The sequence below is a fragment of the Mumia sp. genome, from assembly GCF_028803055.1.
Lineage (GTDB): Bacteria > Actinomycetota > Actinomycetes > Propionibacteriales > Nocardioidaceae > Mumia.
In genome coordinates, this window is the sequence record NZ_JARBCJ010000004.1 from 26008 (window position 1) to 44522 (window position 18515).

General features: G+C 71.4%; 20 protein-coding genes. 8 read left to right on the plus strand and 12 right to left on the minus strand.

The window, feature by feature from the left end:
* On the minus strand, positions 1-1143 hold the full coding sequence (locus tag PV363_RS00975; protein WP_255559665.1) for a serine hydrolase domain-containing protein: 1143 nt from the start codon (positions 1141-1143) through the stop codon (positions 1-3).
* 122 nt (positions 1144-1265) lie between these two features.
* Here PV363_RS00975 and PV363_RS00980 point away from each other — a divergent pair, with 122 nt between their 5' ends.
* On the plus strand, positions 1266-1907 hold the full coding sequence (locus PV363_RS00980; protein WP_301021499.1) for an ABC transporter ATP-binding protein: 642 nt from the start codon (positions 1266-1268) through the stop codon (positions 1905-1907).
* Positions 1904-3439, plus strand: a complete 1536-nt coding sequence (locus PV363_RS00985) for a DUF6297 family protein (RefSeq protein WP_301021500.1) — start codon at positions 1904-1906, stop codon at positions 3437-3439. The genes PV363_RS00980 and PV363_RS00985 overlap by 4 nt, the downstream gene beginning before the upstream one ends.
* 16 nt (positions 3440-3455) lie before the next feature.
* Here the strand turns inward: PV363_RS00985 and PV363_RS00990 are convergent, their stop codons facing one another.
* Positions 3456-4403: a YafY family protein gene (locus PV363_RS00990; RefSeq protein WP_301021501.1), complete on the minus strand. Its 948-nt coding sequence runs from the start codon at positions 4401-4403 to the stop codon at positions 3456-3458.
* A gap of 63 nt (positions 4404-4466) precedes the next feature.
* Here PV363_RS00990 and PV363_RS00995 point away from each other — a divergent pair, with 63 nt between their 5' ends.
* Together PV363_RS00995 and PV363_RS01000 are read left to right on the plus strand one after the other, a co-directional pair.
* The gene (locus PV363_RS00995; RefSeq protein WP_308290277.1) at positions 4467-5480 is read left to right on the plus strand and encodes an ABC transporter ATP-binding protein; all 1014 of its coding nucleotides are present in this window, start codon (positions 4467-4469) and stop codon (positions 5478-5480) included.
* Positions 5477-6286: an ABC transporter permease gene (locus PV363_RS01000; RefSeq protein WP_220343224.1), complete on the plus strand. Its 810-nt coding sequence runs from the start codon at positions 5477-5479 to the stop codon at positions 6284-6286. Before PV363_RS00995 ends, PV363_RS01000 begins: the two co-directional genes overlap by 4 nt.
* A gap of 96 nt (positions 6287-6382) precedes the next feature.
* On the opposite strand, the gene purB is transcribed toward PV363_RS01000, so the two are convergent.
* A complete protein-coding gene (purB, locus tag PV363_RS01005; protein WP_301021502.1) occupies positions 6383-7804 on the minus strand; it encodes an adenylosuccinate lyase in 1422 nt (473 codons plus the stop codon).
* A gap of 108 nt (positions 7805-7912) precedes the next feature.
* Here purB and PV363_RS01010 point away from each other — a divergent pair, with 108 nt between their 5' ends.
* Both PV363_RS01010 and PV363_RS01015 read left to right on the plus strand, forming a co-directional pair.
* The gene (locus PV363_RS01010) at positions 7913-8389 is read left to right on the plus strand and encodes a hypothetical protein (protein WP_220343222.1); all 477 of its coding nucleotides are present in this window, start codon (positions 7913-7915) and stop codon (positions 8387-8389) included.
* The gene (locus PV363_RS01015) at positions 8386-8673 is read left to right on the plus strand and encodes a transcriptional regulator (protein WP_301021503.1); all 288 of its coding nucleotides are present in this window, start codon (positions 8386-8388) and stop codon (positions 8671-8673) included. Before PV363_RS01010 ends, PV363_RS01015 begins: the two co-directional genes overlap by 4 nt.
* Positions 8674-8686: 13 nt before the next feature.
* On the opposite strand, the gene PV363_RS01020 is transcribed toward PV363_RS01015, so the two are convergent.
* The 3 genes from PV363_RS01020 to PV363_RS01030 are packed head-to-tail and all read right to left on the minus strand — an operon-like array spanning position 8687 to position 11765.
* Positions 8687-9124: a nitroreductase family deazaflavin-dependent oxidoreductase gene (locus PV363_RS01020; protein WP_220343221.1), complete on the minus strand. Its 438-nt coding sequence runs from the start codon at positions 9122-9124 to the stop codon at positions 8687-8689.
* A 46-nt stretch (positions 9125-9170) separates the two neighbouring features.
* The gene (gene purD / locus PV363_RS01025; protein ID WP_220343220.1) at positions 9171-10433 is read right to left on the minus strand and encodes a phosphoribosylamine--glycine ligase; all 1263 of its coding nucleotides are present in this window, start codon (positions 10431-10433) and stop codon (positions 9171-9173) included.
* A gap of 48 nt (positions 10434-10481) precedes the next feature.
* On the minus strand, positions 10482-11765 hold the full coding sequence (locus tag PV363_RS01030; protein WP_301021504.1) for an adenylosuccinate synthase: 1284 nt from the start codon (positions 11763-11765) through the stop codon (positions 10482-10484).
* A gap of 114 nt (positions 11766-11879) precedes the next feature.
* On the opposite strand from PV363_RS01030, the gene PV363_RS01035 reads away from it, so the two are divergent.
* Positions 11880-12791, plus strand: coding sequence for a YegS/Rv2252/BmrU family lipid kinase (locus PV363_RS01035; RefSeq protein WP_220366360.1), 912 nt, complete (start codon positions 11880-11882; stop codon positions 12789-12791).
* 129 nt (positions 12792-12920) lie between these two features.
* Here PV363_RS01035 and PV363_RS01040 read toward each other — a convergent pair whose 3' ends face one another.
* The 4 genes from PV363_RS01040 to PV363_RS01055 form a co-directional block, all read right to left on the minus strand.
* Positions 12921-13337 (minus strand): DUF3151 domain-containing protein, encoded by a 417-nt coding sequence (locus tag PV363_RS01040; RefSeq protein ID WP_220345950.1) that lies wholly within the window; start codon positions 13335-13337, stop codon positions 12921-12923.
* A gap of 41 nt (positions 13338-13378) precedes the next feature.
* Positions 13379-14401, minus strand: a complete 1023-nt coding sequence (gene fbaA, locus PV363_RS01045) for a class II fructose-bisphosphate aldolase (protein WP_220343216.1) — start codon at positions 14399-14401, stop codon at positions 13379-13381.
* Between the two features lie 79 nt (positions 14402-14480).
* On the minus strand, positions 14481-15842 hold the full coding sequence (locus tag PV363_RS01050; RefSeq protein ID WP_220343215.1) for an FAD-dependent oxidoreductase: 1362 nt from the start codon (positions 15840-15842) through the stop codon (positions 14481-14483).
* A 48-nt stretch (positions 15843-15890) separates the two neighbouring features.
* A complete protein-coding gene (locus tag PV363_RS01055) occupies positions 15891-16520 on the minus strand; it encodes a TrmH family RNA methyltransferase (RefSeq protein WP_301021505.1) in 630 nt (209 codons plus the stop codon).
* A gap of 86 nt (positions 16521-16606) precedes the next feature.
* Between PV363_RS01055 and PV363_RS01060 the strand changes: the two genes are divergently transcribed.
* The gene (locus tag PV363_RS01060; RefSeq protein WP_301021506.1) at positions 16607-17647 is read left to right on the plus strand and encodes a glycerophosphodiester phosphodiesterase; all 1041 of its coding nucleotides are present in this window, start codon (positions 16607-16609) and stop codon (positions 17645-17647) included.
* Here PV363_RS01060 and pyrE read toward each other — a convergent pair.
* On the minus strand, positions 17608-18147 hold the full coding sequence (pyrE, locus tag PV363_RS01065; RefSeq protein ID WP_220343212.1) for an orotate phosphoribosyltransferase: 540 nt from the start codon (positions 18145-18147) through the stop codon (positions 17608-17610). The genes PV363_RS01060 and pyrE overlap by 40 nt on opposite strands.
* Positions 18144-18515: sortase (locus PV363_RS01070; RefSeq protein ID WP_301021507.1), on the minus strand; the 372-nt coding region annotated here is incomplete at its 5' end. The genes PV363_RS01070 and pyrE, both read right to left, overlap by 4 nt.

The window sequence follows — 18515 nt, forward strand, 5'->3', positions numbered from 1 at the left end:
TCACGCGTCCAGGCAGGCGTACACCGCGCGGAGGTAGCCCTCGCCGCGGCGCGACCCGAGCAGGCCGTTGCTCATCCGGTTCATCGCGTACGTCGCCGTGACCCGGCGGTCGAGATCGTTCACGACGTACGAGCCGCCCCACCCTCCCCAGTGGCAGATCCGACCGTCAGGAAGGTACGGCTGTGTCGCCCGGTCCACGAGGGCATAGCCGATGCCCCATCGGAGCGGCGCGCCCAGCACGAGGTCGCGACCCTCGACCTGCTCGTCGAAGACCAGCTCGATCGTCTCCGGACCGAGGAGCTTGTGCCCGCCGACGGCGATGCCGTCGTGGCTCACCGCCGACTGGATCGTCGCGAGGGACCGAGCGTTGCCGTGGCCGTTCGCCCCACCGATGTCGGCGCTGCGCCAGGCATCGGTGAGCGCGACGTTCGCGTGCAGCGGCGGGCCGCCGAGCGTCTGCATCGCGAGCGGACCGGGCTGCACGCCGGGAGGCAACTCCACACCTGTCGGGGCGATGATGTCGCTCACGCGGTCGTACGCGTCGCGCGGCAACCCGATGGTGAAGTCGGCACCGAGCGGGCCGGCGATCTCCGCGGCGACGAACTCCTTGAGCGTCTGGCCGGTGACCCGGCGTACGACCTCACCGACGAGGTGGCCGTAGTTCATCGCGTGGTAGCCGGACGCCGTCCCCGGCTCCCACCAGGGCGCCTGTGCGGCGAACCTCTCCGCCGCGCGCCGAGAGTCGAAGAGGTCCTCGACGACGCACGGCGGGTCCATGGCCGCGACGCCGGAGGTGTGGGCGAGCAGGTGACGCACCTCGACGTCGGCCTTGCCGTTCGCAGCGAACTCCGGCCAGTACGTCGCCACCTTCTCGTGCACGTCGAGCAGCCCGCGGTCGTGCAGCACGAGGGCGGCGAGCGCGGTCACCGTCTTGGTGCACGACCAGACGTTGGTGACGGTGTCCTCGACCCACGGCGTGGTCCGTCCGGCGTCGGCATGGCCTCCCCAGACGTCGACCACCAGGCGGCCGTCCTGCACGACGGCGAGAGAGGCTCCCACCTCCTCGCCGGCGTCCACGCGTCGGGCGAGCTCATCGACCAGCGGCTGGAAACGGTCGTCGTACGTGCCGTGGATCTCGGCCATGCGGGCTCCTGGAGCAGGGGGGGTGAGCGACTGAGCGCCCGCTCACCTTCCCATTCTGGCCGACGGCTGTCGAGCGTCGACGGCGTCGCCGGCGCCTCGGAAGCCGGTGGCAGACTGACGCGGTGAGCCGCAAGTCGAAGAAGACACCTCCCCCACTGGTCTCGGTCGACGATCTCCAGCACGCCTACGGGCACCGCGTCGTCTTCGACCACGTGACGTTCCACGTCCGGGCCGGTCGTTGCCTGGTGCTGCGTGGCCCGAACGGGTCGGGCAAGACCACGCTCCTGCGCTGCCTCGTCGGCGACCCGCCGACGTCGGGCACGGTGTCGTACGACGGCCGCCGCGTGGACGAGTCCGACCCGCGGTTCCGTGCGGACGTGGCCACCGTCCTCGGTGACCTGGACTTCTTCCCCGACCTCACCGTCCTCGAACATCTCGACCTCCTTGCTCGCGCCCACGGCCAGCCGCCGGATCGGGCGGAGGCGGTGCTGGAGGCGGTCGGCATCGCCGCCGTGCGCGACCAGTTCCCCGGCACGCTGTCGTCCGGCCAGCGGCAGCGCCTCGCCCTGGCGACGGCCTTCGTCCGGCCGTACCGGCTGCTGGTGCTCGACGAGCCGGAGCAGCGCCTCGACACCGACGGCCAGGAGTGGTTGGCCAACCGCCTGCTCGACGACAAGCGCGGGGGTGCCGCGATCGTGATGGCGACCCACGACCCGGACCTCGCCGCAGCCGTGGGAGACGACGTGCTCGAGCTCGGCGCGTGACCACCTCGGTCGCCCCGGCGCAGCCCGTCCCGTCGCCGCGCGCGATGCGTCGGCGGCTGACGCGTGTGCGCCGAGCCCACGCCAACCGCACGTGGTTGCAGGTCGCGGAGGACGCGTACGTCGCGATCTTCTCGCTCCTCATGCTCGGGGTCGTCGTCGGTGCGGCGATCGCCCAGGTCCACCACGAGCTGCTCGGCTGCCCCACCGCGGGGTGCGGGGTCGTCCGCGAGGAGCTGCCGGTGGTGGCCGCCGTCGGCACGGTCGGCGTCGTCCTCCGGGCGCTCGCCTCGATCGGTCCGGTGGTGAGCGACGCCGCGTTCGGCCAGTGGGTGCTCGCGACCCCGGTGGCCCGTGGCGGCCTCCTCCGCCGCGCGTTCGCCGCCGCCGTGGGCGTGGCGGTCGTGACGACCGTGGCGCTGCCAGGCCTCGCGATGACGGGGACGACCGCCTCGGCGGCGACGGTCGTGACGGTCCTGGTCGGGGCAGCGGGGGTGGGCCTGCTCGCCACCGCCGCCGCGACCGCCGCTCAGCCGCACCCCGGCGCCCGTCGCACGGTCGCGGTGGTGGGTGACCTGCTGCTCGCCGTGGCCGTCGTGCTCGCGGCGGCGGTGGCGCTCGGGTGGTCCTGGCAGGTGTCGGTCGAGCGGTCGTCCGCCAGCCTGGTCGCCGGCGGCCTGGTGGTCCTGGGCCTCGTGGCCGTGGTGCTCGCATCGACGCGGGTGAGCCGGCTGACTCGCGCGGACGTCCAGCCCGGTGGTGCGCTGGTCGCCGGGCTGTCCGGTGCGGCGTACGGGCTCGATCCGTCGTTGGTGGGAGAGGTGCTCACCGCGCGCCGCTACCGTCTGCTCGGCGCGCGCCGCTCGTGGCGCGGGGTCGGTCGAGGCTTCGGCGCCGTCGTCGCGCGCGAGGCGATGCGGCTCGGCCGGTCGCCCCGGCGGGTTCTCGCCCTGGCGGCAGCCGCGGTCGTCGTGGAGCTCGGGGCGGCGACCGGTCTTGGTTCGGTGACGACCCTGCTGGCGGTTGTCGTCGGCTATGCGGCGACCCGGTGGACCACCGCGTCCCTGCGGATCGTCTGGCGCTCGCCCGGTCTGCGGCGGGCCCTCGGGATCGACGACATGGCGCTCCTGGTCGGGCTCGCCGTGCCGGGCGTCGTCGTGTGCGCCCTGTGGGCAGCGGGCGTCACCGCACTCCTCCCTGACGCCTCCGTGGTGACGGGGATCGTGCTGACGGTGGCGATCGGCAGCGGCATCGTCCGTTCGGCCGCGTCGGCGCCACCGCGCTTCGACGGGCCGTTGGTGACCAGCCCGATGGGCGCCTTGCCTCCCGGGGCGGTCGGGGCGGTCGTCCGTGGACCCGACGCCACCGTCCTCGCGGCCATCGCGCCGACGCTCGGCGCACCGACCGGATGGTCCCTCGCCCTGGCGGCGCTCGTCGCGGCGTGGGTCCTGTGGCGGGCGCTCGCGGCGGTCGGAGACACCCGCCCGTACAGCGAGCGCGTGCTCGAGGCCGCCCGCGAGAAGCGGGAGTCCTGACCCGACCTGACGACCGTCAGCGGGGGCCAGCGAGCATCTCCCCCGTACGGCGCAGGTGCTCGGCGAGAGCGGCGGGCTCGGCCTGCTCGTACGGGGCACCCACCGCCGCGAGCACGAACACCACCCAGTCCAGGGTGTCCACGCTCATCGTGACGCGGCACCGCTCGTCGCCGTCGGGCTCGACCGTGCCCCACCAGCGGACGACGTCGGCCACCTTCTCGGCCGGCGCGCGCACCACGAACGAGACGTCCGTGGTCGGCCGGAGTGCAGCGATCTTCTCGCTCACGAACGTCGCCGCATCGGGAGCCGGCAGCTCGCGCTGACGGAACCGGACACCCGTCGCACGCGGCTCGGACATCCGGTCGACCCGGAAGGTGCGCCAGTCGCCACGCTGGAGGTCGTACGCGACCAGATACCAACGGCGACCACGAGAGACCAGGCGGTGCGGCTCCACCGTACGGCGGCTCCGCTCACCGTCGGCGCGGTGGTAGACGATCTCGAGACGCTCGTCGTCGCGGCAGGTCTGCGCGAGGACGGAAAGCAGCACCGCATCGGTCGACGGGCCGTACATCGGGCCCCGGTCGGTGTAGTCCTGCAGAGCCTTCACCCGCCGGCGCAGCCGCGGTGGCATGACCTGCACGATCTTGCTCAGCGCGCGGACGGCCGCGTCGTCGAACGCGCTCGTCCCCGTCCCGGCCGACGCCTGCAGCCCCACCGCGATCGCGACCGCCTCGTCGTCGGCGACCAGCAGCGGTGGGAGCGACGCGCCGGCCTGCAGCTGGTAGCCCCCGGCGGCGCCACGCGTGGCGTCCACCGGGTAGCCGAGCCCGCGCAGCCGCTCGACGTCGCGTCGCAGCGTGCGCTCGCTGACCTCGAGCCGACCTGCCAGCTCGGGGCCCGTCCAGTAGCGATGGGTCTGCAGCAGAGACAGCAGCCGCAGCATGCGTTCACTCGATCCCGCCATGTTTCTCAGCCTAGAGGCTGAATCAGGACAAAACCTGTCCGGAAGCCACGAGACGGTAGGTCCATGGACACGATGATCGACACCCGGGGACTCACCAAGGAGTTCCGTTCCGGCAAGAAGACCGTCACCGCGGTCAAGGACCTCGACCTCCACATCGCCGACGGCGAGATGGTCGCGCTGCTCGGACCGAACGGCGCGGGCAAGTCGACGACGCTTCGGATGCTGACCACGTTGCTCGCACCGACGTCCGGCTCGGCCCGCGTGGCCGGGCTCGACGTGACGACGGACCAGCACGCCGTCCGCCGTGCGATCGGCTACATCGGCCAGGGCAACAGCGCCGGCCACTCGCAGCGCGTGATCGACGAGCTCGTCGTCAGCGGCAGGGCGTACGGGATGTCGCGGGGCGAGGCGCGCAGCCGCGCCGGCGAGCTGCTCGAGTCACTGGCCCTGAGCGAGCAGGCGACAAGGAAGGTCATGACACTGTCAGGCGGACAGCGGCGCAGGCTCGACATCGCGATGGGCCTCATCCACTCGCCCGGACTCCTGTTCCTCGACGAGCCGTCGACCGGGCTCGACCCGCAGAACCGTGCGAACCTCCAGCAGCACGTCGTCGACCTGCGACGCAAGCACGGGGCGACGGTCGTCCTCACGACGCACTACCTCGACGAGGCTGACGCCCTGGCCGAGCGGATCGTCGTGATCGACCACGGGCAGGTCGTCGCGGACGACACGCCCGACTCTCTCAAGGCCGAGCACGCCGGGGACCGGATCGCCATGACGTTCCCCCGCGTGGAGGACGCGGTTCGCGCGTCCGAGCGGGCGGCGGCGGCGTTCCCGGGAGCGCAGCTCGCCCACGACGGCACCGCGGTCGACCTCCAGGTCGCCGGGGGCGCCGGCCACGTCAGCGCGTTGATCACCGACCTCACGGGCGCAGGCATCGCGCCGGCGACCGTCGAGGTGGCGCGACCGACGCTCGACGACGTGTTCCTCGCCCTCACCGGCCGCAGCCTGCGCGAGGGCCGCACCGACCTCCGTACCGACCCGATCACCCAGACCACCGAGGAGGTGGCGGCATGACCGCCCTCGACACCCACCCCCGTACGACGTCCGCCCCGGCGGCGACCAGCCGGCCGACCAGCCAGCTCCACAACATCGGGCTCGTCTTCGGCCGCGAGCTGCGTCCCGTCGCCCACGACCCGTTCTCGATCGTCTTCGGGATCATCCAGCCGCTGTTCTTCCTCGGGCTGTTCACACCGCTGCTCGTGGCCTCGTCGGGGCAGTCGACGGCCGACACCCTCCAGTGGTTCGTGCCGGGCGTGATCGTGATGCTGGCGTTGTTCGGCACCTCCACGACCGGCTCCAACCTTCAGGTCGAGATGCAGACCGGTTCGCACGAGCGCACTCTCGTCAGCCCGCTGTCCCGCTCGTCGCTCATGATCGGACGCGCCCTGAAGGAGATCGTCCCGACGATCGTGCAGGCGCTGGTCATCGTCGGCGTCGCGGTGCCGTTCGGTTTCCGTCCCGACGTCGCCGGACTCGTCGTCGGGCTCGCGGTGCTGTCGGTGTTCTGCGTCGGGCTCGGCGCGCTGTCGTACGCGTTGGCGCTCGCGGTCAAGGAGAACCAGTGGGCGTTCTGGGGCGTCCAGCAGACACTGCTGTTCCCGCTGATGCTGCTCGCCGGGATCCTGCTCCCGCTCACCGGCGCACCGGGATGGCTCGAGGTCGCCTCCAAGGTCAACCCGTTGACGTACGTCGTCGACGCGGAGCGTGCCCTGATCGCGGGCACCTGGGACGGCGACGCGGTCGCCGGCGCAGTCGCTGCGACGATCACGTGCGCGTTTGGCCTGGTCGTCGGCGCGAAGGCGATGCGCGCCAGCAGCTGACCGCGACGAGAGAATCGGCGAAAGGATGAGGCATCGCGACCACCGGAGGTGGTCGCGATGCCTCAGCCTTTCGCCTCAGTTCACGTTCGCCGCAGGTCAGAGGATGTCACCGGGGGCGTACGAGGCAGCGTCGGGATAGCGCTCCACGAGCTGCGCCACCTGCGCGACGACCGACTCCACCTGCGGAACGGCCGCGCCGGTGAAGGACAGCGGCTCGGCGACGAGGGCGCGGAGGTCGGACTCGGTGAGTCCGAGCCGGGGGTCCGCAGCGAGCCGGCCGAACAGGTCGTTCTCGCTCGCACCCTTCTCCCGCATCTCCAGCGCGACGGCCACCGCGTGCTCCTTGATCGCCTCGTGCGCCACCTCGCGCCCGACGCCGTGCCGGACCGCGGCCATCAGCACCTTGGTGGTCGCGAGGAACGGGAGATAGCGGTCGAGCTCGCGCTGCACCACCGCCGGGAACGCTCCGAACTCGTCGAGCACGGTCAGGAACGTCTCGAACAACCCGTCCGCGGCATAGAACGCATCCGGCAGCGCGACGCGGCGTACGACCGAGTCCGAGACGTCGCCCTCGTTCCACTGGTCACCGGCGAGCTCACCGATCATCGACAGGTAGCCGCGGAGGACCACGGCGAGACCGTTGACCCGCTCGCACGAGCGGGAGTTCATCTTGTGCGGCATCGCCGAGGAGCCGACCTGACCCGGCTTGAACCCCTCGGTGACGAGCTCGTTGCCGGCCATCAGTCGCACGGTGGTGGCGAGGTTCGACGGGCCTGCGACGAGCTGGACGAGGGCGCTGACCGCGTCGAAGTCGAGCGAGCGCGGATAGACCTGCCCGACGCTGGTCAGGACGTTCTCGAAGCCCAGGTGGTCGGCGACCCGCTGCTCGAGGGCGGCCAGCGCGTCACGGTCGCCGCCGAGGAGGTCGAGCTGGTCCTGGGCGGTGCCGACGGGGCCCTTGATCCCACGCATCGGATAGCGCGCGATCAGCTCCTCGATCCGGCGGGTGCCGACGAGCATCTCGTCGGCGACGGTCGCGAAGCGCTTGCCGAGGGTCGTGGTCTGCGCGGGGACGTTGTGGCTGCGTCCCGCCATCACGAGCGCCTCGTACTCCGCGGCTCGCTCGGCGAGCCGCGCGAGGACGGCCACGGCGCGGTCGCGGACGAGCGCGAGCGATGAGCGGACCTGGAGCTGCTCGACGTTCTCGGTGAGGTCGCGCGAGGTCATGCCCTTGTGGATGTGCTCGTGGCCGGCGAGGGCGTTGAACTCCTCGATCCGCGCCTTGACGTCGTGCCGGGTCACCCGCTCGCGGGCGGCGATCGACGCGAGGTCGACCTGGTCGACGACGGCCTCGTACGCCTCGATCACGCCGTCGGGCGTCTCGATGCCGAGGTCGCGCTGCGCCTCGAGGACCGCGATCCAGAGTCGGCGCTCGAGCACGATCTTGTGCTCGGGCGACCAGAGGCGAACCATCTCGGGCGAGGCGTAGCGCAGGGCAAGCACGTTGGGAGTCGTCACGCCTCCCAGTGTCCCAGGTAGGCCGTGCGAGTCCGAACCGCTCCGAGAGAGACTGCCTCCCTTGCTTTCTAGTTGCACAAGTGGAAAGTAACCTGATAGGTTTCCGATATGGAAAGTGACGACGAGATCCGCGCCCAGCTCCGGACCCTCGAGCGCGCCGAGGCCGCGCCCTACACCGACTTCCGACCGACCCCTCGGTGGTTCCTCCCCGCAGCCGCCCTCTGGGGCGGTTCCCTCGCGGCGTTGGTCCGCCTGGGCCGGAGCGACAGCCGGCCCGCCGAGATCGTGGCCGTCGTCGGCATCATCGGGCTCTCGGCACTCCTCGGTGTCTACGTCGCCTGGTACCAGAGCTACCACGGCGCGACGCCCTCGCTGTTCCGCAAGAAGCCGCCCGAGATCCGGCGCGTCATGGGGTTCTATGCCGTGGGTGCGGCGGTCGTGCTGGCCCTCAACGCACTCACGGTCGCTGTCGCGCCCTGGTGGGTGTGCGCGGTGGTCGGGTTCGTCACCACAGCCGCCGGCCTGTGGTGGTACGAGCGCGCCTACGTGGCAGCCGCAGCGGCGACCAAGAAGCGTCTCGCGTGAGCCTCGCCGACCTCGACCCCGTCATCCACGCCCCCAAGCGACTGGCGGCGATGGCCGTCCTCACTGCGTCCGACCAGGTGACGTTCCGGTTCCTCGTCGAGCACCTCACGATCGCGGAGTCGGACCTGTCGAAGCAGATGTCCGCGCTCGAGGGGGCCGGCTACATCAAGGTGCACAAGAGTGGGCGCGGGCGAGGCTCAGGGACGTCCTACTCGCTCACCTCGAGCGGACGGTCGGCCTACCGTCGCTACCGTACGGCCCTCCAGGAGCTGCTCGGCGAATGAGCGGGGCGGACCGCTAACGAGCGACGGGCTCGGCCAGCAGGACCGGGATCTCGCGATCGGTCTTGCGCTGGTAGTCCGCGTACGGCGGGTACGCCTCCACCGCCCGCTCCCACCACTGCGCGCGCTCGTCGCCGTGGAGCTCGCGCACCCGCATCGCGTACTTCTCCGTGCCGTCCTGCAGGTCGAGGTCGGGATGCAGCGTCAGCGCGTGGTACCACTGCGGGTGCTGAGGAGCACCGCCCTTCGACGCCACGAGCGCGTACGACCCGTCGTGCTCGACCTTCATCACCGCCGTCTTGTGGACCTTGTGGGACCGGCGGCTCTGGAACGTCATCACGACGATGGGGAGACCCAGCGGCGTTTCCGTGGGCCGTCCCGTCGTCTCCATCTCCTCGACGTGCTTGCGGACACGCGCGGAAGGGCTGGGTTCATACTCTCCGGTGACTGACATCTCCCCAGTCAAGCACCGACCGCGGCCCCTGGCACGGCACCCGAAGTCAGGCTCCGGCGGCCCTCGCGGCGATGTCGCGGCGGGAGAAAGCGCCGTCGATCGTGATCAGGTCGACGGCCTCGTACGCCCGTCGCCGCGCCGCGTCCAGATCGGGGCCGGAGGCGGTGACGGCGAGCACGCGCCCGCCCGCGGTCACCAGCTGCCCGGCGGCGTCCAGCGCCGTACCCGCGTGGATGACGTCGACTCCCTCGAGCGCGTCGGCCTCCTCGACCCCGCGGATCCTGTCGCCCTTGCGCGGCGACACGGGATAGCCCTCGGCGGCCACGACGACCGTGACCGCCGCACCGTCACGCCACCGTGGCGCCGGGACCTCGTCGAGGGTGCCCGTCGCGGCGGCGTGGAGCAGCGGACCGATCGGCGACACGAGCAGTGCCATCAGGGCCTGGGTCTCAGGATCACCGAAGCGCGCGTTGAACTCGACGACCTTCAGTCCGCGAGAGGTCAGCGCCAGTCCTGCGTACAGGAGCCCGGAGAAGGGGGTGCCGCGCCGCGCCATCTCGTCCACCGTGGGCTGGAGGACGCGACGGGTGACCTCGTCCACCAGCCCGGCAGGCGCCCACGGGAGCGGCGTGTAGGCCCCCATGCCCCCGGTGTTGGGGCCGGCGTCGTCGTCGTAGGCGCGCTTGAAGTCCTGCGCCGGCTGGAGCGGCACAACCGTGGCGCCTTCGGCCTCGCTGTAGCCGCACAGCGCGAAGAGCGAGACCTCCGGCCCGTCGAGGTACTCCTCGACGACCACCCGCCCGCACCCGGCCGCGTGCTCGACCGCCTCCTGCCGGTCGTCGGTGACCACGACGCCCTTGCCCGCCGCCAGGCCGTCGTCCTTCACCACGTACGGCGGACCGAACGCGTCCAGCGCCGCGGCGACCTGGTCGGCGTCGGTGCACACGTGCGCGACCGCGGTCGGGACCTCGGCAGCGGCCATCACCTGCTTCGCGAACGCCTTCGATCCCTCGAGCTGCGCAGCCTCCCCCGACGGACCGAACACCGCGATGCCCCGCGCGCGGACGGCGTCGGCGACGCCGGCCACCAACGGAGCCTCCGGACCGACGACGACGAGGTCCGCGCCGACCGAGACCGCGAGCTCGGCGACCGCCTCGCCGTCCATCGGGTCGACGTCGTGCAGCGTCGCGATCCGCGCGATGCCGGGGTTGCCCGGCGCGGCGTGCACCTCGGCGACCGATGGATCACGGGAGAGTGCGAGGGCGAGGGCGTGCTCACGGCCGCCGGTCCCGATCACGAGGGTCTTCACGGGCCCCCACCCTAGTGGCCGCCGGCCCGGAACCAGGCGGCGCCTGACTCAGATCAGGTCGTGGCAGACGATGGCCTGGTCGCGACCGGGACCGACGCCGATCACCGACATCCGGGCTCCCGAGAGCTCCTCCACACGGCGGACGTACGCCTGCGCGGTGGGCGGAAGGTCCTCGAACGAGCGCGCGCCGGAGATGTCCTCGCTCCAGCCGGGCAGCTCCTCGTACACCGGGACGGCGTGGTGGAAGTCAGTCTGGTTGACCGGCATCTCCTCGTGCCGCACTCCATCGACGTCGTAGGCGACGCACACAGGGATCGTCTCCAGGCCGGTCAGGACGTCGAGCTTGGTGAGGACGAAGTCGGTCACCCCGTTGATGCGCGCCGCATAACGCGCGATCACCGCGTCGTACCAGCCGCAACGACGCGGGCGTCCCGTCGTCGTGCCGAACTCGGCACCCTGCTCCCGGAGGAACTCGCCGGACTCGTCGAAGAGCTCGGTCGGGAACGGCCCCTCGCCGACACGCGTCGTGTAGGCCTTGACGATCCCGATCACGCGCTCGATCCTGGTCGGCGCGATCCCGGACCCGGTCGCCGCACCGCCGGACGTGGCCGAGGAGGACGTGACGAACGGGTACGTCCCGTGGTCGACGTCGAGCATCGTCGCCTGGCCCGCCTCGAGCAGGACGATCTTGCCGTCGACGATGGCCGAGTCGAGGAGCAGCGTGGTGTCGGCGACGTACGGCGCGAGCCGGTCGGCGTGCGAGCGAAGGTCCTCGACAACCTCCTCGACGGTGACGGCGCGACGGTTGTAGACCTTGGTGAGGATCTGGTTCTTGAGCTCGAGCGCGCCCTCGACCTTCTGGGTGAGGATCTTCTCGTCGAAGATGTCCTGGACGCGGATGCCCTGGCGGTTCATCTTGTCGGCGTAGGTGGGGCCGATGCCCCGCCCGGTGGTGCCGATCTTGCGGGAGCCGAGGAATCGCTCGGTGACCTTGTCGAGCACCTTGTTGTATTCGGGGATGACGTGCGCGCTCGCGCTGACCTTGAGCTGCGACGTGTCCACGCCGCGGGCCTCGAGCCCGTCGATCTCCTCGAAGAGGACACCGATGTCCACCACGACGCCGTTGCCGATCACGGGGATGCAGCCGGGGGTGAGGATGCCACTGGGGAGGAGGTGGAGCGCGTACTTCTCGTCGCCGATCACGACCGTGTGCCCGGCGTTGTTGCCACCGTTGAACTTCACGACGTAGTCGACGCGGCTGCCGAGCAGGTCGGTCGCCTTGCCCTTCCCTTCGTCACCCCACTGGGCTCCGACGATCACGACTGCGGGCATGGGAGGCGCACCACCTGACAACATACGACAAGCCCCACGGGAGGGGCTCTTACGGTGGGAGTCTATCGGCCTCGCCCTCGGACGGAGTTTCCCCACGGTGATAGACCTCGTTCCATGACCGCCGCACTGCTGATCGCGAACGCCGACGCCGGGAGTTCCGACGACGAGGTGCTCGAGCGCATCCTGGAGACGCTCCGCCGTTCCTGGACCGTCGAGGTGGCCCGCACCAGCGACGCCGAGGACCTGGCGGAGGCGCTCGTCTCGCACCCCGACGTCGATGTCGTGGTGGTCGCCGGTGGTGACGGGTCGCTCCACGCGACGGTCCAGGGGTTGTGGACGCTCGACCGGCTCTCGACCGCCACGCTGGCGCTGGTCCCGATGGGAACCGGCAACGACTTCGCCCGCACGGTCGGTCTCGACGAGGACCCCGAGAAGGTGGCTCAGGGCCTCCTCGGGGCGACGCCGACTCCGCACGACATCGCCATCGACGACGACGACCACGTGGTCGTCAACGCCGTCCACGTGGGCGTCGGCGCTCAGGCGGGCAAGGACGCCGAGCCCTGGAAGCGACGGCTGGGCCCCGCGGGATACGTGGTCGGCGCACTCAAGGCCGGGCTCCTCGGCTCTCCGGCGCGGCTGAGCGTCGTCGTCGACGGCAGGTCGTTGGTGCGCCATGACGACGTGGTGCAGGTCGCGGTCGGGGTGGGCCGATACGTCGGAGGCGGGGCGCCGCTGCTCCCCGAGGCCGACCCCACGGACGGGATCTTGGACGTGACCGTGTCGCGGGCCAACCCCATGCACCGCCGGATCGCCTACGGCGTGAGGCTCATGAGGGGCTCGCACACCGACCGCGACGACGTCGTGACCACGCGGGGAAGGTCGGTCACCATCTCGGGCAAGGCGATGTCGTGGAATGCCGACGGGGAGACGGGTGACGGGCTGCGGGAGCGCACCTGGACGGTCGTCCCGGGCGCCTACCGGATGTTGCTCCCAGCCGGGATCAAGCGGGGCGCTGAGACCGACTAGAACTGTCCGAATCAGACATATTGCGGTGTGACCCCTTGAGGGTGACAATGGTCGGGTAGCAGTGGCCGCGACGGAGTCTACCGGGGGATGGCTCTAGTCCGCGGCCACTGTTGCCTCGTCCGGGGTCTCCTACTCCTCGCCGGCGCGCCCGCCGAGCACGAGCACGTCGTACGCCTCCTGGCTCGACTCCCGGAGGAACTCCCGGCACCGGTGGGCCTCGTCGAGGTCGCCGATCCGCTCGGAGGCCTCCGCGAGGTCGGCGAGCGCCCGGAGGAAGCCCTGGTTGCCCGGGTGTCCCCACGGGATGGGGCCGTGGCCCTTCCAGCCGTTGCGTCGCAGCGCGTCCAGGCCCCGGTGGTAGCCGGTGCGCGCGAACGCGTACGCCGTCACGTCCTCGCCGTCGGCGAGGGCCTCCTCCGCACAGAGCGCCCAGGCGAGGCTCGACGACGGGTTGTCGCGGGCCAGCTCCTGGGGGGTCCCGTCGGCGTCGGCCACCGGGTCGGCGGGCAGCAGGGTCTCCGGCGGCTCTCCCAAGAGGTTCGTCATGGGCTCACCGTAGCGCTGCGCCCGCCGCCGGCTCCGGTCGGTCAGGCGATCCTGGTGCCCGTCGACGACAGGTGCTGGCACGCCTCGACGACCCGGGCAGCCATGCCGGCCTCGCCGGCCTTGCCCCAGGCACGCGGGTCGTACTGCTTCTTGCTGCCGACCTCGCCGTCGACCTTGAGGACGCCGTCGTAGTTGCGGAACATGTGGTCGGCCACGGGACGCGTGAACGCGTACTGGGTGTCGGTGTCGATGTTCATCTTGACGACGCCGTACGAGACCGCCTCCGCGATCTCCTCGGCGGTCGAGCCGGAGCCTCCGTGGAAGACGAAGTCGAATGCGCGCTCGATGCCGTACTTCTCCTGGACGGCCTTCTGAGCGGCGTCGAGGACCTCCGGGCGGAGCTTGACGTTGCCGGGCTTGTAGACGCCGTGCACGTTGCCGAACGTCAGGGCGGTGAGGTAGCGGCCCTTCTCGCCGGTGCCGAGCGCCTCGACGGTGGCGAGCGCGTCGGACGGCGTGGTGTAGAGCTTGTCGTCGATCGCGCCGACGACGCCGTCCTCCTCGCCGCCCACGACACCCACCTCGATCTCCAGGATCACGTGGGCTGCAGCGCACGCCGCGAGCAGCTCCTCCGCGATCTGGAGGTTCTCGTCGAGCAGCACCGCCGAGCCGTCCCACATGTGCGACTGGAAATAGGGAAGGCCGCCCTGCTGGACCCGCTCGGTCGACGCCGCCAGCAGCGGGCGGACGAACCCGTCGAGCTTGTCCTTCGGGCAGTGGTCGGTGTGGAGGGCGACGTTGACGGGATAGTTCTTGGCGACCTCCTGCGCATACGCGGCGAAGGCCAGCGAGCCGGCGACCATGTCCTTGACGGTCGGTCCCGAGAGGTAGTCGGCGCCGCCGGTCGAGATCTGGATGATGCCGTCGCTCTCGGCCTCCGCGAACCCGGCGAGAGCCGCGTTGAGGGTCTGGGACGAGCTGACGTTGATCGCCGGGTAGGCGAACGACTCACGCTTCGCCTTGTCGAGCATCTCGGCGTAGACGTCGGGGGTTGCGACAGGCATGCTGACTCCTCATCGACCAGTGCTGGTTTGCCACACATCAGGCGGTGTGGTCATTATCGCCCACCACCCGCCCGCCGTGTCAGGCCCGTGGCCCGAGCCGGGTGGCTGCCGCGCGCGCGGCCTGCTGGACCGGGTCCCAGACCGACGCGAACGGGGGCGCGTAGCCGAGGTCGGTCATCATCAGCTCGTCGACGGTCATCTCGTTCCACAGCGCGAGCGCGAAGGAGTCGATCCGGAGTGCCGCCCCCTCCCTCCCGACGATCTGGGCGCCGAGGAGCCGGTGGGTGGAGCGCTCGGCGACGACCTTGATCGTCATCGAGCGCGCGTTGGGCATGTATCCCGCACTCGTCGTCGCGTCGATCCGGACGACCAGCGCGTCGAACCCGGCGTCTGCGGCCTCCTGCTCACCCAGGCCCGTCCGCGCGATCTCCAGCGTCACGACCTTGGTCATCGCCGTCCCGAGCACACCGGGGAAGGCGACGTCGACGCCGGCCAGGTTGCGTCCGACGACCCACCCCTGCTTGTTGGCATGGGTGCCGAGGGGGACGTACGCCGCGCGGCCGCTGACCCGGTTGCGGGTCTCGACGCAGTCACCGGCCGCCCAGACGTGGCGTTCGGCGTCGACGCGGCCGCGCGGGTCGACCGGGAGAGCGCCCTTGATCCCTGTCGGGAGCCCAGCCCCGGCCGCGAGCTCGGTGCGCGCGCGCACGCCGGTGCCGAGGATCACGAGGTCGGTCGGGATCGCACCCTGGTCGGTGACGACGGCGCGCACCCGCCCCTCGGCGTCGTCCTCGAAGCCGGTCACGGTGACGGAGGTGCGTACGTCGATCCCGTCGGCGCGCATCTCCGCGGCGATGAGCTCGCCCAGGTCGTCGTCGATCGTCGGCATCGGTGTCGGGTGCTTGCCGACGACCACCGTCTCCAGGCCGCGGCGCATGCATGCCTCGGCCATCTCCACCCCGATGTAGCCCGCCCCGACGATGACGACGTGCTTGGGGTCGGTCTCGAGCGCGTCGAGCACCCGGCGCCCGTCGGTCAGGGTCTGGACCCCGTGGATCCCTCGCGACTCGACGCCGGGCACGTCGGGACGGATCGGCTCCGCGCCGGTGGCGATCAGGAGCTCGTCGTAGCCGAAGGACTGCGTGCCGTCCGGCGTGAGGGCGACGACCTTGCCGGCATCGAGGTCGAGCTCGGTGACCGTCGAGCCGGTGCGCACATCGATGCCGTTGGCGCGGTGCTCCTCGGGGGTTCGGGCCACCAGGTCGTCGGCCGTCGCGACGTCGCCGGCCACCCAGTAGGGGATGCCGCACGCCGAGTACGACGTCCACCGCTGCCGCTCGAGGACGAGCACGTCGATCGCGTCGCCGAGCGCGCGCTTTGCGGTGGACGCCGCGGACATGCCCGCAGCGTCCCCTCCGACCACGACCAGTCTGCGGGGCATGGGCCCGAGCCTAGGACCCGTCGAGGACGCCCGCCGACGCCCGAGCGGTCAATCGCCGATCTCGGCGTGCTGGAGGATCCAGGCGTGCATCGCGACCGCGGCAGCCGCGCCGACGTTGATGGAGCGCGTCGAGCCGAACTGCGAGATGGCGAGGACAGCCTCGGCAGCGGCGAGAAGGTCCGGCGACAGCCCCGGCCCCTCCTGGCCGAACACCAGCGCGCACTCCCGTGGCAGCAGCGCCCGCTCGATGGGCCGCGATCCCTCCACGTTGTCGATCGCGATCAGCGGCACGCCCGCACCCTGCGACCACGCGACCAGGTCGTCGACGTCGGGGTGGTGGCGTACGTGCTGGTAGCGATCGGTGACCATCGCGCCGCGCCGGTTCCACCGCCTCCGCCCGACCACATGCACCTCTGCGGCCCCGAAGGCGTTGGCCGTCCGCACGATCGAGCCGATGTTGTGGTCGTGCTGCCAGTTCTCGACGACGACATGGAACGGGTGCCGGCGGGTGTCCAGGTCGGCGACGATCGCCTCCACCGTCCAGTAGCGGTAGCCGTCGACCACGTTGCGCCGGTCGCCCTCGCGCAGCAGGTCAGGGTCGAGCCGCGGGTCGTCGGGCCACGGGCCTTCCCAGGGCCCCACGCCGACCACCGGTGCCTGCTCGTCCTCCGGGTCCACGCGCCGAGCGTACGGTGTCACGCCGCCGACGTCGTACGGCGCGGCTCTCCTGCGAGGCTTGACCCGACCGCCTACGATCGGCCGGGATGCCCGACGTACCCACGCCGATCGTCATCGCACACCGCGGTGCCTGCGGATATCGGCCGGAGCACACCCTCGCCGCCTACCGGCTGGCCGTGGGGCTCGGCGCCGACGCCATCGAGCCCGATCTCGTCAGCACGTCCGACGGTGTCCTCGTCGCTCGGCACGAGAACGAGATCGGCGGCACCACCGACGTGTCGGAGCATCCGGAGTTCGCGGCGCGCAGGACGACGAAGGTGGTCGACGCCCGCCGGGTGACCGGGTGGTTCACGGAGGACTTCACCCTCGACGAGCTCAAGACGCTGCGGGCCAAGGAGCGGATCTCGCACCTGCGCCCGGGCTGCACCGCCTACGACGGCTGGTACGAGGTGCCGACCCTCGACGAGATCCTCGACCTCGCGGAAGTCGCCGCCACCCAGTACGGGCGACGCGTCGACGTCTACCCCGAGCTCAAGAGCTCGACGTACTTCCGCGATCGCGGTCTGCCGCTCGAGGAGCCGTTGCTCCGGACGCTGAGGGAGCGCGGCCTCGACGACCCGCCGTCAGGGCTGCTGGTCCAGTCGCTCGAGGTGTCCAACCTGAAGGCTCTCGCCGCCGGGTCACAGCTCCGCCTGCTCCAGCTGGTCCTGCCCAACGGGGCGCCGTACGACCGCAGCCAGGCCGGTGACCCGCTGACGTACGCCGACATGGTCACCCCTGAAGGCCTCGGCGCCGTCGCCGAGTACGCGCAGGTCCTCGGAGTCCCGAAGGACCTGCTCTTGCCCCGCTCCGCCGACGGGTCGCGGGGCGTCCCGAGCACGCTGACGGCGCAGGCGCACGCGGCCGGGCTGCAGGTGTACGCGTGGACGGTGCGGCAGGAGAACGCGTTCCTCGCGTGCGACCTGCGCAGCAGCGATCTCGAGCAGGAGGGCGGCGACGTGGGCGCGGAGCTGGCCGCGCTCTTCGACCTGGGCGTCGACGGCGTGTTCGCCGACCAGCCGGACGTCGCCGTCGCGGCCCGGGAGGCCTACAGGCCCAGGTCGCTCTTGGACACCGCGAAGCGGTAGTCGAGCCCTTCGCCGCGGACCCGATCGGCGGCGTCGGTCTCCCGGTCGACGATGACCGCGACGGCGACCACCTCAGCACCGGCCTCCCGCAGGGCCTGGACCGCTGTGAGAACCGAGCCACCGGTGGTCGAGGTGTCCTCGACCGCCACCACGCGACGCCCGGCGACGTCCGGCCCCTCGATCCGCCGCTGGAGGCCGTGCGCCTTCTCGGCCTTTCGCACGACGAACGCGTCGAGGGCCCGGCCCTGCGCGGCGGCCTGGTGCAGCATCGCCGCCGCCACCGGGTCGGCCCCCATCGTCAGCCCTCCGACGGCGTCGTAGTCGAGGTCGTCGAGGAGGTCGAGCATGACGCGCCCCACCAGCGGCGCCGCCTCGTGGTCGAGGGTGACCCGCCGGAGGTCGACGTAGTAGTCGGCCTCCTTGCCGGAGGACAGTGTCACCGTGCCGTGGATGACGGACTTGTCCTTGATCTGGTCGATGAGGGCGTCGCGATCGCTCATGGCGTCAGCGTATCGGCGGGCTGCTTCTCCACCGACGAGACCAGCTCCCCGAAGACGACCGACCGCTTGTCGGTGTGGAACAGCTCGGAGCAGGTCACCATCGTGAGGAGCCGCTCGGTCGGCTTCGAACCCGGACGTTCGGGCACCGGGTCGAGGACCCAGCTCTCCGAGAAGTCGAGCTCGCGGTCGGTCCCGTCGTCGCGCAGCCGGTAGGTGAAGATGTGCGTCCGCGTCTCGATCTCGACCTTGTCGCCCTTCCTCAGCTCGAGGAAGTCGCGGAACGGCTCACCGTGGGTGACCCGGTGCCCGGCGATCGCGACGTTGCCGATCTCTCCCGGGCGCGCCGAGTCGGGGAACCATCCGACGCC

Coding starts and splice junctions, on each gene's coding strand:
- PV363_RS00975 (WP_255559665.1), bottom strand. CDS start 1,143: ATGGCCGAGATCCACGGCACGTACGACGACCGTTTCCAGCCGCTGGTC.
- PV363_RS00990 (WP_301021501.1), bottom strand. CDS start 4,403: ATGGCGGGATCGAGTGAACGCATGCTGCGGCTGCTGTCTCTGCTGCAG.
- PV363_RS00995 (WP_308290277.1), top strand. CDS start 4,467: ATGGACACGATGATCGACACCCGGGGACTCACCAAGGAGTTCCGTTCC.
- PV363_RS01000 (WP_220343224.1), top strand. CDS start 5,477: ATGACCGCCCTCGACACCCACCCCCGTACGACGTCCGCCCCGGCGGCG.
- PV363_RS01010 (WP_220343222.1), top strand. CDS start 7,913: ATGGAAAGTGACGACGAGATCCGCGCCCAGCTCCGGACCCTCGAGCGC.
- PV363_RS01020 (WP_220343221.1), bottom strand. CDS start 9,124: ATGTCAGTCACCGGAGAGTATGAACCCAGCCCTTCCGCGCGTGTCCGC.
- PV363_RS01030 (WP_301021504.1), bottom strand. CDS start 11,765: ATGCCCGCAGTCGTGATCGTCGGAGCCCAGTGGGGTGACGAAGGGAAG.
- PV363_RS01035 (WP_220366360.1), top strand. CDS start 11,880: ATGACCGCCGCACTGCTGATCGCGAACGCCGACGCCGGGAGTTCCGAC.
- PV363_RS01040 (WP_220345950.1), bottom strand. CDS start 13,337: ATGACGAACCTCTTGGGAGAGCCGCCGGAGACCCTGCTGCCCGCCGAC.
- fbaA (WP_220343216.1), bottom strand. CDS start 14,401: ATGCCTGTCGCAACCCCCGACGTCTACGCCGAGATGCTCGACAAGGCG.
- PV363_RS01050 (WP_220343215.1), bottom strand. CDS start 15,842: ATGCCCCGCAGACTGGTCGTGGTCGGAGGGGACGCTGCGGGCATGTCC.
- PV363_RS01060 (WP_301021506.1), top strand. CDS start 16,607: ATGCCCGACGTACCCACGCCGATCGTCATCGCACACCGCGGTGCCTGC.
- pyrE (WP_220343212.1), bottom strand. CDS start 18,147: ATGAGCGATCGCGACGCCCTCATCGACCAGATCAAGGACAAGTCCGTC.